This is a genomic window from Actinophytocola sp. NPDC049390, from assembly GCF_044466355.1.
GTDB lineage: Bacteria > Actinomycetota > Actinomycetes > Mycobacteriales > Pseudonocardiaceae > Actinophytocola.
The window spans coordinates 172220-185508 of record NZ_JBITMQ010000009.1; the positions used below are offsets into that span (position 1 = coordinate 172220).

Annotated in this window: 15 protein-coding genes; 8 read left to right on the forward strand and 7 right to left on the reverse strand. The window is 70.9% G+C overall.

Features of this window, described 5'->3' with window-relative positions:
• Positions 1-53: 53 nt before the first annotated feature.
• From ACIBVP_RS25190 to ACIBVP_RS25200, 3 genes are read right to left on the reverse strand one after another with little or no spacing between them, the layout of a single operon-like run.
• A complete protein-coding gene (locus ACIBVP_RS25190) occupies positions 54-881 on the reverse strand; it encodes an LLM class F420-dependent oxidoreductase (RefSeq protein WP_396108763.1) in 828 nt (275 codons plus the stop codon).
• A 10-nt stretch (positions 882-891) separates the two neighbouring features.
• Complete coding sequence (locus tag ACIBVP_RS25195; protein WP_396108764.1) at positions 892-2148, reverse strand: alkaline phosphatase family protein; 1257 nt, start codon at positions 2146-2148, stop codon at positions 892-894.
• Positions 2145-3770 (reverse strand): alkaline phosphatase D family protein, encoded by a 1626-nt coding sequence (locus tag ACIBVP_RS25200; protein WP_396108765.1) that lies wholly within the window; start codon positions 3768-3770, stop codon positions 2145-2147. The genes ACIBVP_RS25195 and ACIBVP_RS25200 overlap by 4 nt, the downstream gene beginning before the upstream one ends.
• Before the next feature lie 112 nt (positions 3771-3882).
• Between ACIBVP_RS25200 and ACIBVP_RS25205 the strand changes: the two genes are divergently transcribed.
• Positions 3883-4779: a short-chain dehydrogenase/reductase gene (locus tag ACIBVP_RS25205; protein ID WP_396108766.1), complete on the forward strand. Its 897-nt coding sequence runs from the start codon at positions 3883-3885 to the stop codon at positions 4777-4779.
• Positions 4780-4787: 8 nt separating this feature from the next.
• Complete coding sequence (locus tag ACIBVP_RS25210) at positions 4788-5252, forward strand: pyridoxamine 5'-phosphate oxidase family protein (protein WP_396108767.1); 465 nt, start codon at positions 4788-4790, stop codon at positions 5250-5252.
• Here the strand turns inward: ACIBVP_RS25210 and ACIBVP_RS25215 are convergent.
• Entirely contained in the window at positions 5235-5519 is a 285-nt protein-coding gene (locus ACIBVP_RS25215; RefSeq protein ID WP_396108769.1) for a YciI family protein, read from the reverse strand. The genes ACIBVP_RS25210 and ACIBVP_RS25215 overlap by 18 nt on opposite strands.
• A gap of 34 nt (positions 5520-5553) precedes the next feature.
• On the opposite strand from ACIBVP_RS25215, the gene ACIBVP_RS25220 reads away from it, so the two are divergent.
• From ACIBVP_RS25220 to ACIBVP_RS25235, 4 genes are all read left to right on the forward strand, one after another.
• The gene (locus tag ACIBVP_RS25220) at positions 5554-6138 is read left to right on the forward strand and encodes a SigE family RNA polymerase sigma factor (protein WP_396108770.1); all 585 of its coding nucleotides are present in this window, start codon (positions 5554-5556) and stop codon (positions 6136-6138) included.
• Between the two features lie 303 nt (positions 6139-6441).
• Positions 6442-7596 (forward strand): N-acetylglucosamine-6-phosphate deacetylase, encoded by a 1155-nt coding sequence (gene nagA, locus ACIBVP_RS25225; protein WP_396108771.1) that lies wholly within the window; start codon positions 6442-6444, stop codon positions 7594-7596.
• Positions 7593-7856 (forward strand): hypothetical protein, encoded by a 264-nt coding sequence (locus ACIBVP_RS25230; protein WP_396108772.1) that lies wholly within the window; start codon positions 7593-7595, stop codon positions 7854-7856. The genes nagA and ACIBVP_RS25230 overlap by 4 nt, the downstream gene beginning before the upstream one ends.
• Positions 7857-7916: 60 nt before the next feature.
• Positions 7917-8594, forward strand: coding sequence for a DedA family protein (locus tag ACIBVP_RS25235; RefSeq protein ID WP_396108964.1), 678 nt, complete (start codon positions 7917-7919; stop codon positions 8592-8594).
• Between the two features lie 66 nt (positions 8595-8660).
• Here the strand turns inward: ACIBVP_RS25235 and ACIBVP_RS25240 are convergent, their stop codons facing one another.
• Positions 8661-10076, reverse strand: coding sequence for an FAD-binding oxidoreductase (locus ACIBVP_RS25240; RefSeq protein WP_396108773.1), 1416 nt, complete (start codon positions 10074-10076; stop codon positions 8661-8663).
• Positions 10077-10273: 197 nt separating this feature from the next.
• Here ACIBVP_RS25240 and ACIBVP_RS25245 point away from each other — a divergent pair, with 197 nt between their 5' ends.
• Positions 10274-11224 (forward strand): alpha/beta hydrolase, encoded by a 951-nt coding sequence (locus tag ACIBVP_RS25245; protein WP_396108774.1) that lies wholly within the window; start codon positions 10274-10276, stop codon positions 11222-11224.
• A 117-nt stretch (positions 11225-11341) separates the two neighbouring features.
• Positions 11342-11950 carry a DedA family protein gene (locus tag ACIBVP_RS25250; protein ID WP_396108965.1) on the forward strand — a complete coding sequence of 203 codons (609 nt, stop codon included), beginning with the start codon at positions 11342-11344 and terminating at the stop codon, positions 11948-11950.
• A 76-nt stretch (positions 11951-12026) separates the two neighbouring features.
• Here the strand turns inward: ACIBVP_RS25250 and ACIBVP_RS25255 are convergent, their stop codons facing one another.
• Together ACIBVP_RS25255 and ACIBVP_RS25260 are read right to left on the reverse strand one after the other, a co-directional pair.
• Positions 12027-12434: a VOC family protein gene (locus ACIBVP_RS25255; RefSeq protein WP_396108775.1), complete on the reverse strand. Its 408-nt coding sequence runs from the start codon at positions 12432-12434 to the stop codon at positions 12027-12029.
• 106 nt (positions 12435-12540) lie between these two features.
• Positions 12541-13284, reverse strand: a complete 744-nt coding sequence (locus ACIBVP_RS25260; RefSeq protein WP_396108776.1) for an SDR family oxidoreductase — start codon at positions 13282-13284, stop codon at positions 12541-12543.
• Positions 13285-13289: the final 5 nt, after the last annotated feature.

A 13289-nucleotide genomic window follows, 5' to 3' on the forward strand; every position in this document is an offset into this window, starting at 1 on the left:
CCGTGGCCGATCCTACGAGCACGGAGTCGCAGCGCGTCGGGAGGATGACCGATTCAGAAGGAGGTACCCGACCGTACCGGCGCAAGCGCCCGCAAGACGTCCATTTTGTCCGGGTTCAGGACCTGTAGCGCCACCTCGTCGGCGCCCGCGTCCCAGTGGGCGGCGATCCGCTCGCGGATGGCGTCCGCGTCGCCCCACGCGACGAGCGCGTCGACCAGCCGGTCGCTGCCGCCGTCGGCCAGGTCCGTCTCGGTGAACCCGAGCCGCAGCCAGTTGTTCGTGTAGTTGGTCAGCTGGAGGTACATCGCGAGGCGGTCCCGGGCGAGCGCCCTGGCCTCCTCCGGGTCGGTCGACAGGACGACCTTCTGCTCGGGCACCAGCAGCTTCCCCTCGCCGAGGATCTCCCGTGCGGCGGCGGTGTGCTCCGGGGTCGTGAAGTACGGGTGCGCGCCCGCGGTCCGGTCCCCGGCCAGCCGCATGACGCGTGGCCCCAGTGCCGCCAGCACGCGGCCCGACTCCGGCACGCCACCCTCGTCGAGACCGTCGAGGTAGCTCACCAGGCGGTCGTAGGGCTTGGTGTAGCGCTCGCCGACGAGCTGGCGGTGACCCGCGCCGACACCGAGGAGGAACCGGCCGGGGTGGGCCTCGGTCACGCGCCGCCAGGCCACCGGGTCCGGCTCGCCGTCCCACACGTTGACGATCCCGGTCGCCGCCTTCAGCGTGGTCGACGCGGCCAGGGCCGGCTCGACCACCGAGAGGTCGGCGGCGGGCGACGCGCCGAACCACACCCGCTCGTAGCCGAGCCGCTCCAGCTCCGCCAGCGCTTCCGGGTCACGCATCCACGGGGACGCGTGGTCCCACACACCCAAAGTCTTCGACATGTATCGAAGACTACGCGGGCACCCCCGCGAACGCAGGGGACAACGGCACGCCGTCCCACCCACCGGGCGGGGCTTGCAGACCGAACAGCGAGGCCACCGTCGGCGCGACGTCCATCGTCCGCGCGGGTGCCGACGACACCAGCCCGCGCCGGACCAGCGGATGGCCGCCCGAGACGACCAGCGGGATCGGCTCGCTCGCGGGGTGCCCGTGGTTGCCCGGGACGGGGTTGGAGATCACGGTCGGATCCGTGAACCGCCAGCCCGCCTCGCAGAAGACGACCAGGTCACCGGCGTTCGAGCCGAGGTGGAGCCCGGCCGGGGCGTGCACGGACAACACGCCGGGCGTCGCGAGCGCGATCGACCGCATCCGCGCGACCGCCTCGGCCCGGTCGTCCGCGGGCCCGGTCCAGTACAGGAGGTCCGCGCCACCGTTCTGCGCGATCCGGAACCGGCCGTCCAGGAACGCGTCGTCGTCCAGCCGCCCGGCCAGGTTCACCACCGACAACGGCAGGGACCAGTCCATCGAGTGGTCCGCGAGGACGATCACGACCGACCGGTCCCACAGCCCACGCCACCGCAGGTGCTCGACGAACCGCGCGAGCTGGGCGTCCGTGTCGATCAACGCGAGCGTGCGCAGGAGGCGCACCGACGAGCCGGTCAGGTCCGCGTGCCCGAACCGGTCGACGTCGCCGAGGTTCGCGAACACCAGCGCCGGGTCGTGGTCGTCGATCACCCGCAGTACGGCGTCCATGGTGAACACGTCCGGCGCGTGGTCGGTGATCGGCAGCATCGGCTCCGGCGTCCACCGGTGCGTCGCCCGCTCGCCGAACACGCCGAACAGGTAGTCCTTCGACAGCACACTGGCGGTCGCGAGCCCCAGTTCCGCGGGCAGCCGGTCGAGCAGGGTCGGCACCAGGAGGTCACTCGCCAGCCCCAGGTCGCGCACCTCGCCCAGTGCCGGATCCCAGACGGAGTTGGCGGGCACGCCGGAGCGGACGGGCCAGACGCCGGACATCATCGCGACGTGGTTGGGGATCGTCTCGGCCACGGTGATCGACCGGGCGGCCGCGAACGAGGTTCCCCGCGCGACGAGGGAACGCAGCGTCGGCAGGTACGCGCCGACGGCCTCGTCCGGGCGGCAACCGTCGACTACGAGCACGTACACCCGCAGGTCCGACGCCGCCCTGGCGACCGAGGACGTGAACGCGGTGAGGGCGACCGCGCCGGCCACCCCACCCAGGAGCGACCGGCGGGAGATCGCCGTCATGGCGCGATCGGGGTGCCGACGGACCGCACCTGCTGCGTACCCGCACGGGTCCGGAACGACCGGGCCCACGTCAGCGCGCTGGCCGGGTCGGCCTTGTTCGCGAGGTAGTACCAGTCCATCTGCGCCCCGGCGGGCGTCACCTCGAGCACGGACGCGCCGTGGGAGTCGAGCTCGCAGTACCTGATGTGCCGGTTCAGCGCCTGCACCGCCGTCTCCAGCAGGACCGACGTGGTCCTCGGCGGCGCGCCGACGATGTCGTCGATGTTGTCCGAGGTCACCGACGTGCACACGAACTCGGTGGCCACCGACTTGGACAGCAGCGGGTACAACCCGGCGTCCCTCGGCACGTCGCTCGCCCACGACGAGTGGATGTCGCCGGTGAGGAAGACCGTGTCGCGGACGCCGTTGTTCGCGAGCGTCGCCAGCAGCCGCCGCCGGTCGGCCGCGTAGCCGTCCCACTGGTCCGGGTTGATCGAGATGCCTTCGCTGGGCAGGCCGAGCAGCTCCGCGAGCGGGCCGAGCAGGTCCGGCGACAGCGGCGGCAGTTGCAGTGGCGCGACCATGACCGACGTGCCGACGAGCTTCCACTGCGCACCGCTCGTGACCAGGCCGTTCTCCAGCCACGCCATCTGCTCGGCGCCGGTCAGCGTGCGGTTCGGGTCGTCGGCGGCGCCGTCGCCGACGCCCACCTGCTGCGAGCGGTAGCTGCGCAGGTCCAGCATGGACAGCTCGGCCAGCAACCCGAACCGCAGCCGCCGGTAGATGCGGTCGGCTTCGTTGCGTACCGGCATCCACTCGAAGTACGCCTGGTGGGCGACCGCCTTGCGGGTCGCGTAGTCGCCCTCGGTGCCGGGCGTGTGGTTCTCGGCTCCGCCGGACCACGCATCGTTCGCGACCTCGTGGTCGTCCCAGGTCGCGATGAAGGGGACGGTCGCGTGCAGGCGCCTGAGGTGCTCGTCGGACTTGTACTGCGCGTGGCGGCGCCGGTAGTCGGCGAGCGTGAGGATCTCGTGCGGCGGGTCGTGCGGGCGCACGGCCTCGCCGTTGAAGTCGCCCGCGTACTCGTAGATGTAGTCGCCGAGGTGGAGCACGGCGTCGAGGTCGCCGCGTTCGGCCAGGTAGCGGTAGGCGGCGAAGTGACCGGCCGGGACGTTCGAGCAGGACACCACGCCGAACCGCAGGCGCGTGACGGCCGCCGACAGCCCGGGCGCGGTGCGGGTCGTGCCCGTCGCGGACACGGCGCCGTCCAGGCGGAAGCGGTAGTGGTACGTCGTCGCGGGGTTCAGGCCGGTGGCGTCGACCTTCACGGTGTGGTCGCGGCCGGGGCCGGTGGTCACCGAACCGGACGCGACGATGGTCGCGAACGCCGGGTCGGCGGCGACCTCCCAGAGCACGTTCACGGTCGGGCCGACTCCGGAGCCCGGGGTCGCGTCGGGGGTCGGGGTGACGCGGGTCCACAGCAGGACCGCGTCGGGCAGGGGGTCGCCGGACGCGACGCCGTGTGCGAACACCGGCTCGTCGGCGGCGGTGGCGGTGGCGGGGAGGGCGGCGGCACCGAGGACCACACCGGCGGTGGCGGCACCCGCACGCAGTACGGATCGACGGTCGTAGGTCTGCTCCATGAGCTTCGATCCTGGCCGTGCCAGGGGGTGTGACATACAGCCGTTCTGCGTAAACATTCCGTGCACAATTGCCACTTACTCGGAGTAGGTTACTCGTGGTAGGTTCGCGTTCATGAGCAAGAACGTGCGTGGCAAGGTCGTGGTCGTCACGGGTGCGGCACGGGGCATCGGCGCCGGGCTCGCACGCGACCTGTCGGCGAAGGGCGCGAAGGTGGCGCTCGTCGGGCTCGAGGTCGAGGAGCTGACCAAGGTCGCCGCCGAGTGCGGCGCGGACGCCGGTGCCTGGGAGGCCGACGTCACCAGCTGGGACGACCTGGAGCGGGCGACCGCCGCGATCGTCGAGCGCTACGGCCGGATCGACGCGGTCGTGGCCAACGCGGGCATCGCGGCCACCGGCTTCACCCGTTCCATCGACCCCGCCGCGTTCGAGCGCGTGATCAACGTGGACCTGCTCGGCGTGTGGAAGACGGTCCGGGTCACGCTGCCCCACCTGGTGAAGTCCCGGGGCTACGCGATGCTCGTGTCGTCCGCGGCGGCGATCATCCACATCCCCGGCAACGCCGCGTACTCGGCGGCGAAGGCGGGCGTGGAGGCGTTCGCGAACTCGCTGCGCGCGGAGGTCCGACACCTCGGCGTGGACGTCGGCGTCGTGCACCCGACGTGGATCTCGACCGACATGGTCAACACGGCCGACGAGCACCCGGTGTTCGGCAAGCTGCGGGGCGCCGCGGGCGGGCTGGCGGGCAAGACCTACCCGCTGTCGTTGGCGGTCGGCCTGATGTCGGCCGGCGTCGCGCGCCGGTCCCGGGTCGTGCACGTCCCGGGCTGGGTCGGCGTCGTGAAGCTGGTCCGCGCACTGGTGCCGAGGGTCGTCGAGCTGTACGCGCGGAAGATCATGCCCGCGGCGGACAAGGCGGCGCTGGAGGACATCGCGAAGCGCGGCGCCGTCGAGTCGAGCCTCGTCGGCCCCGGCGCGAAAGCTGCGGCCGACCGCGAGCGTGCGCTATAACCGGTGCCATGTCGCGACGTGGCCAGGTGCAGATGACACCCGAGGAGATCACCGCGTTCCTCGGGGAGGGCAGGACCGCGAACATCGCGACCATGGGCCCGAACGGCAGGCCACACCTGGTGGCGCTGTGGTACGTGCCGCGCGGCGACGTGATCGAGACGTGGACCTACGCCAAGTCGCAGAAGGCGCTGAACCTGCGGCGCCTGCCGCAGGCGACGATCCTGGTGGAGACCGGCGACTCCTACGAGAAGCTGCGCGGCGTCTCCATGGAGTGTGACGTCGAGCTGGTGACGGACACCGAGAAGATCACGCTGATCGGGCAGCAGCTCATGCACCGCTACGCCGAGAACCCGCAGGTGGCGACGGCGGGCAGCCAGTTCGTGCGGCTGCAGGCGCCGAAGCGGGTCGGCCTGGTCTGCCGGCCGACGAAGATCGTCAGCTGGGACCACTCGAAGCTAGGCGGCACCTACTGAGCCGAGGACGAGCTTCCACTCGTTGATCGTCCGCTTCGCGGCGACCCCGTCGACCGTGTACGGGTCCTCGGCCAGCAACCGGTCCAGCTCGGCCCGGTCGGCCACCTGGTAGATCGCGAACCCGGCCGAGTCGTCCGCCCACGGGCCCGCCGCGCCGACCTTGCCCTGCTCGACCAGCGCCTGCAGGTAGGCCCGGTGCCGCGGCCTGCTGTCCGTGAGCTTCGCGGCGTCGTCGACGTAGGTGGTCTCCACGGTGTACCAGGCCATGGCGGCATGGTACCGGTGCCGATAGGGTTCTGTTGTGACTGGGGACCTCAGCGCGGAACGCAGTGTCGAGCGGACACTGGGCCACCTGCGCGCGATCGACACCGGCAGTTTTCCGGTGCCGCAGGCGCAGCAGGCGCCACTGACGCTCGAGGACCTGTACCGCACCCATCGCATGCGCCTGGTACGCCTGGCGCTGCTGCTGGTCGACGAACCGGCGACGGCCGAGGACGTCGTGCAGGAGGCGTTCACCGGCCTCCACCGCAACTGGGGCAACCTGCGTGACGCCGCCGCCGCGGTCGGGTACCTGCGGACCGCGGTCGTGAACGGTTCCCGCTCGGTGCTGCGGCGGCGCAAGACCGCCCGTGAGTACACGCCCCCGCACCAGGTCAACGCCCGGTCCGCGGAGAGCCTCGCGATGCTGACGGCCGAGCACCAGTCGGTGGTGCGCGCGCTGTCGCAGCTGCCGCCCCGGCAGCGGGAGGTGCTCGTGCTGCGCTACTACGGCGACCTGTCGGAGGCGGAGATCGCCGACGCCGCCGGCATCTCGAAGGGCACCGTGAAGTCCACGGCCAGCCGCGCGCTGGACGCACTGCAGAAGATCATGCGCACCCCGAACTGAGGTTCGTCCACCTCCGGATGTGTGTTCGGGCACAACTCGCGGCCCGCTTCCGGGGCGTCGGTCGTCGCGCCCGGTGTGCCGGCGCGGCCCGCGGGGCAACCCATGGCGTGTGCGAGTGGGCGCGGAACCGGTTGCAGGGCCAGGTCAAGATCCAGATGACGCTCGGCGAGCGATTTTTCACCCAGTCGCCGACTGGATTCGTTAGGTGATAACGCGACTGCATTGATACATTGTGAATAATCCCCAAGCGGCTCCGAGGCGCTATGGTATAGACCAATAGTGTCAGTGTTCGAGGGGTGAGGCATGGCTGCGCAGCTGATCACCGGGGGACGGGTGGCGACACCCGACGGCGTGCTCGACCCGGGGTGGGTCCTGGTCGACGACGGCACGATCAGCTCGGTGGGTGCCGGTGCGCCGCCCGCGCGGCCCGACGCCGAGGTGACCGACGCGTCCGGCAGCTGGGTCCTCCCCGGCTTCGTCGACATCCACTGCCACGGCGGTGGCGGCGCCGCGTTCGCCGGGGCCGATCCGGCGACGGTGCGTCAGGTCGTCGACGCGCACACCGCGCACGGCACCACCACCATGCTCGCGAGCCTCGTCACGCGGCCCGTCCCCGAGCTGGTCGAGCAGGTCGCGGCACTGGCCGACCTCGTCCAGGAGGGGCTGGTCGCGGGCGTGCACCTCGAAGGGCCGTTCCTGTCGGCCGCGCGCTGCGGCGCCCACGACCCCGCGATCCTGCGGCCGCCGGACCCCGTCTCCGTCGACGCGCTGCTCGCCGCCGGCCGCGGGACCATCCGGATGGTGACCGTCGCGCCCGAGCTGGACGGCGCGGTGCCCGCGGTGAAACGCCTGGTCGACGCCGGTGTCATCGCCGCCATCGGGCACACCGACGCACGCGCCGACGACGTCGTGCCCGCCGTGGACGCGGGCGCGAGCGTCGCGACGCACCTGTTCAACGGCATGCGGCCGCTGCACCACCGCGAACCCGGCCCGATCGGTGCCCTGCTGGACGACGAGCGGGTGACCGTCGAGCTGATCTGCGACCTCGTCCACCTGCACCCGACGATCGTGCGGCTCGCCGCGCGGCACGCGGGGGCAGGCCGGACCGTGCTCATCACGGACGCGATCGCGGCCGCCGCCGCGGGCGACGGGGTCTACGACATCGGCGGGCTCGAGGTGGACGTGACCGACGGCGTGCCGACGCTCGCGGGCGGCGGTTCGCTTGCGGGCAGCACGCTCACCATGGACGCCGCGTTCCGCAACCTCGTGCAGAGCTGCGGTCTCGGCGTGCTGGACGCCGTCGCCGCCGCCGCCACCCGGCCCGCGGAGCTGCTCGGCCTCGGCAACGTGACCGGCAGGCTCGCCGCCGGGTACGCCGCCGACGTGGTGCTGCTCGACGACGCGCTGCGACCGACGTCCGTCATGAAGCGCGGCGAGTGGGTACCGTCCGTGTCGTGAGTGGTGACGACCCGGAACGCCTTCTCGCCGAAGCGCTGCGAGCACAGGCGACCCGCGCCCCCGCGGAGACTCCGCAGGTGGGCTACGGGCTGCTGTCCGGCAGCGAGTTCAAGGGCCTCACCCCCGCCGCACCGGGCGACGACGCGACGACGCGGCTCGCGGAGACGACCAAACAGCTCCCCGCGCTGCTCATCCTCGTGTTGTCGCTGCTCCTGGGGCTGGCGGCGGGCGCGGTCGTCGGGCTGCTGACGCTCTTATAAAGATCAAAGGGAAACCGCGTACCCTTTGACGACGTGACGATTGCCGCCACCGTGCACACGATGTCCTTTTTGCCCTCCTGGCTCGACCCGGAGGTCATCCTGCGTGGCATGGGCGGCTGGGCGCTCGCCGTCCTGTGCCTGATCATCTTCGCGGAGTGCGGCCTGCTGGTCGGCTTCTTCCTGCCCGGCGACTCGCTGCTGTTCGTGGCGGGCCTGTTCGTGGCGACGGGCGCGATCGCGACCCCGCTGTGGCTGGTGTGCGTGCTGGTGACGGTGTGCGCGTTCGTCGGCAACGTGTGCGGCTACTGGATCGGCGCGAAAGCCGGGCCCGCGTTGTTCAACAGGCCGAACTCGAAGCTGTTCAAGAAGGAGTACGTCGACAAGACGCACGAGTTCTTCGACAAGTACGGCGCACGCGCCATCGTCATGGCGCGCTTCGTACCGATCGTGCGAACGTTCATCACCGCGATGGCGGGCGTCGGCCGCATGGACGGCAAGCGGTACTTCACGTACTCCGCGATCGGCGGCGTCCTGTGGGCGGCGGGCATCACGATCCTCGGCTACTTCCTCGGCGAGATCTCGTTCGTGGAGAAGAACATCGAGGCGATGCTGATCCTGATCGTGCTGCTCTCGGTCGTCCCGATCATCATCGAGGTCGTCAAGGCACGCCGCGAGAAGAAGAAGCTGGCGCAGGCAGGCCCGGACGCGGCAACGGAGATCATCGAGCGCATCACGTAACGCGCCCCGGATCAAGATCGTCGCAATGGGAACCCAACGCCCGAACACGAGCGAGAATCTCCCATTTCAATGATCACCCAGCCAGGCGCCGGAGGCCGACGGCATCGAGAACATCGACCCCGGGTTGAACAGGTTCCCCGGGTCCAGGGCCGCCTTGATAGCGCGGTGGGTGCGCATCGCGATCGGCCCGACCTCCTTCTCCAGCCAGTCCCTTTTGATCTTGCCGATGCCGTGTTCGCCGGTGACCGTGCCGCCCAGCGCCAGCCCCGCGGCCAGGATGTCGTTGAACGCCACGTTGGCACGGGCGAACTCGTCCTCCGACGCCGGGTCGTAGACGATCGTCGGGTGCATGTTGCCGTCGCCGGCGTGCCCCACCACCGCGACGCGCAGCTTGACCTCCTCCGCGATGCGTTCACACGCCGCGATCAGGTCCGCGATGCGGGTGCGCGGCACGCAGACGTCGTCGGTCATCCACGCGCCGTAGACCTCCAGCGCGGTCAGCACCGCCCGGCGCGCGGCCAGCAGCATCTGGCCCTCCGCGAGGTCGAACGTCGAGTGCACCAGGTCGGCGCCGACGTCCTCGCACACCTGCTCGATCGCGCGCAGCTCCTGCCGTGCCGCCTCGCCGCCCGAGTCCGACTGGCAGATCAGCAGCGCCGCGCAGCCCTTGCCCGCGCCCAGCTCGGTCTTCAGGTGTTCCTCGACGGCCGCGATCGACGTCGCGTCCATGATCTCCATCAGTGAGGGCACGATCCCCTCGCGCACGATCCGGCTCACGGCCTCGCCCGCGGTCTCCACCGCCGAGAACGCCGCGACCATCGTGCCCGGCGCCTGGGGCAGCGGGCGCAGCGCGAGCGTCGCCTGCGTGATCACGCCGAGCGTGCCCTCGCTGCCGACGAACAACTTCGTCAGGTCGTAGCCGGCGACGCCCTTCACCGTCCGCCGCCCGGTCTTCAGCAGCTCCCCGTCCGCGAGCACGACCTCCAGGCCCAGCACGGAGTCCGTGGTCACGCCGTACTTCACGCAGCACAGGCCGCCCGCGTTCGTGGACAGGTTGCCGCCGATCGTGCACCAGTCGTAGCTCGACGGGTCCGGCGGGTAGAACAGGCCGTGCTTCTCGACGGCACCACGCAGGTCCAGGTTCACCACGCCCGGCTGCACGACCGCGAGCCGGTTGTCGGGGTCGACCTCGACGATCTCGTTCATCCTGGTCATCGCGAGCACGACGCAGCCCTCGATCGCGTTCGCCGCGCCCGACAGGCCGCTGCCCGCGCCTCTCGGGACGATCGGCACGCCCGCCGCGGCGCACGCGCGGACGACGGCCTGCACCTCCGACGCGCTCCTCGGCAGCACGACCGCGAGCGGGGCGCCGTGGGGCGCGAGCGGCATCATGTCGCGCCGGTAACTCTCGGTGACATCAGCGTCCACGAGCACCGCGCCGTCACCCACAGCGGTACGCAGCTCGTCCAGGAGAGTGCTCACAACCCAACCGTAACCGTTCTCGAGGGGAATTCGAGAGCCTCGACCAACACTCGACCGACACGATCGCCGACACCGAACCGAGATCAAGGTGTACGACTTTCGCTGGTTCGGAGACGTGGATCGATCATTTACAGTGGTTGATACGTCAACGAGGACGCTGAGCAGGAGGGTCGGGGGGTGCGGCGATGCAACCTACGGTGCCCACGAGTCCGAGCGTGCAGAGCCGTGCGCTCGCGCAACTGCTCATGAGCGGTCTTCGACCACTCGGCGACCGGCTGAAGATCACCGCCTGGCCGCACCTGCGAGTGGTCCGCGACGTGTTCGACACCGTCGGCCTCACCCCACTGCCACGAGGCACCCGGGTCAAGCCGATCGCGGACGGTGACATCACCGGTCTGTGGATCACCGGCCGCGGCAGCGAACCCGCGAACGGTGTCGTGCTCTACCTGCACGGCGGCGGTTTCGTGTTCGGGTCGCAGCGCACCCACAGGCACCTCGTCGCGGCGCTGTCCGGCGCGACCGGCAAGCCCGCGTTCCTCGTGGACTACCGCCGCGCGCCGGAACACCCGTTCCCCGCGGCCGCCGACGACGTACTGGCCGCTTACCGCTGGCTCCTGCGCACCGGCCACACGCCCGAGTCGATCACGGTCATGGGCGACTCCGCCGGTGGGCACCTGGTCGCTGGGCTGCTCGCCGACCTGTCCCGCCGACGCCTGCCGATGCCGGCGGCGGCCGTCATGTTCTCGCCGTTCCTGGACCTGACCTGCGCCGAGCTGACCGACCGGGACCGCGTGCGGCGCGATCCGTTCGTGCCGCCGAAGCGCGCGATGGAGTGCGGCCGGACCTACGCGGGCACGTACCGGCTCACGCACAGCAGGCTGAACGTGCTGAAGGCGAACAAGCGCCGGTGGCCGCCGGTGCTGATCCAGGTCGGCGACACCGAGTGCCTGCTCGGCGACTCCGAGCGGATGGCGGAGAGCATCCGGGCCGCGGGGGGCCACTGCGAGCTGCAGGTGTGGCCCGGGCAGGTGCACGTCTTCCCCGCGTTCTACCCGTTGCTCCCGGAGGGCAGGGCGGCCATCTCGTACGTCGGCGAGTTCGTCCGCGATCTCGCCGCTGACCAGGGCGTGATCGCGACGGCAAGTTGACACGCCGATGGAGATCGGGCGAATTCGAACACGTTCGCCGGAAAGGTCCCCGGAGGGACACGTACCCTACCTGTCGTGAATGTGGCAACCGGTGTGCTCGAGTCCGCCGGACCCGTCATGGTGTGGATCATCGTGCTCGGGTTCGTGTTCACCGAGTGCGCGTTCATCGTCGGGCTCTTCCTGCCCGGTGACTCGCTGCTGTTCGCGGCGGGTGTGGTGCTGGCCGAACACGACGGTGAGGTGCACGCGTGGGCCCTGTCGGTGGCCGCGATGGTCACCGCGGTGGTCGGCAACCTGGTCGGGTACTACATCGGGCACAAGGCGGGACACACGATCATCGCGCGCCGAGGTGGGCGCGTACTGAACCTCGAGAACCTGGACAAGGCAAGGAAGTTCCTCGACAGACGCGGGTTCTGGGCGATCGTGCTGGCGCGGTGGATCCCGTGGATCCGGACGCTGGCACCGCTGATCGCGGGCGCGGCGAAGATGGACACGCGCCGGTTCCTGCTGGCCACCACGATCGGCGGGCTGGCGTGGGTGCCGACGCTGGTGCTGCTCGGGTACTACGGCGCCGGGCTGCTGGCACACATGCCGTGGCTCAAGGCGGTCGCGCTGTGGGGCAGCATCGCGTTCTTCGTGGTCGGCACCGCGTACGGCGTGATCCGCTACCGGCAGGAGATGCACAAACCACCGGTGGAAGCCGCCGTGGCAGCCGTACGAGACTGACACGGTGTCCCGACCCCGTGCAAAGCCGGGCGCAAGCCCACGCACGAGCAAACGATTACAGGCCGAAGCAAACGAATCAGGGGTCGCGGGCCCACAGGACCAGTTGGATGCCGTCCGGGTCGCGGAGTGAGATGACCTCCGTGCCGGGGGCCGTGTGCTCCTCCGTTATGGGGGAGAACGTCACGCCGTGCTCGGTGAGGCGGTCCGTCCACTCGCGCAGGCACGTGGGGTTCGGCACGGAGAACGTCAGGTGGTCCAGACCCGGCCTGCGCTCGTCGAACAGGGAGTGCTCCGACACGGGGTGCTGCACGAGGGTGAGCGTGATCCCGAAGCCCGGGCCCCGGAGGAACGCCTTCCGCATCCCGTTGGGCTGCTCGTCACAGCCGACCGACTCGAATCCCAGCACTCGCTCGTACCACGGGACGCTGCGATCCACGTCCGTCACGGTCAGGGCGACGTGGTGTACACCGGTCAGCGTGGGCATCTGAGTCCTTCCCGACCCGGGCGGCGGTGGGCCGACTCCGCCATACTGCCGCAGGCGTCCGGCAAAACCCGCGCCGTTATCGGATCTTCTGCAGGCCGATACCCGGTCAGTAGCCGCCGCTGATCGGCAGTGTGGCACCGGTCACGAACGACGCGGCGGGGGACAGCAGCCACACCACGCCCTCCGCGATCTCCTCCGGTTCGCCCGCCCGTTTCATGGGGATCAGCGGTGCTCGTTCCGTCGCCCGGTCGGGCATGCCCGCCGCCGCGTGCAGGTCCGTGTGCACCGTGCCCGGGGCCACCGCGTTCACCCGGACGCCCTCCGCCGCGACCTCCTGGGCCAGGCCGTACGTCAGGGTCTCCACCGCCGCCTTGCTCGCCGCGTAGTGCACCCACTCGCCGGGAGAGCCGCGCCCGGCCGCGGTCGACGACACGTTCACGATCGCGCCGCCGGTCCCGCCGTGGCGGGTCGACATGCGCCGCACCGCCTCCCGGTTGCACAGGAACACTCCCAACACGTTCACGTCCAGGACGCGGCGCACCGTCGCCGCGTCCTGCTCGTCCAGCCGCCCCGGGGTGTTACCCGTGATACCCGCGTTGCACACCACTCCCGTGACGGGACCGAGCGACGCGGCCGACTCGAACAGCCGTCGCACGTCGCCCTCGTCGGCCACCTCGCCCGGTACCGCAAGCGCTTGCGTGCCCGCTGCCTCGACGTCCGCGACCACGGCACGGGCCGCGTCGTGGTCGTTCGCGTAGCCGATGACCACGTCGTGTCCCTCGCGCGCCAGCCGACGCGCCACCGCCGCCCCGATGCCCCGGCCGCCGCCGGTCACGATCACCACACCCACACGGC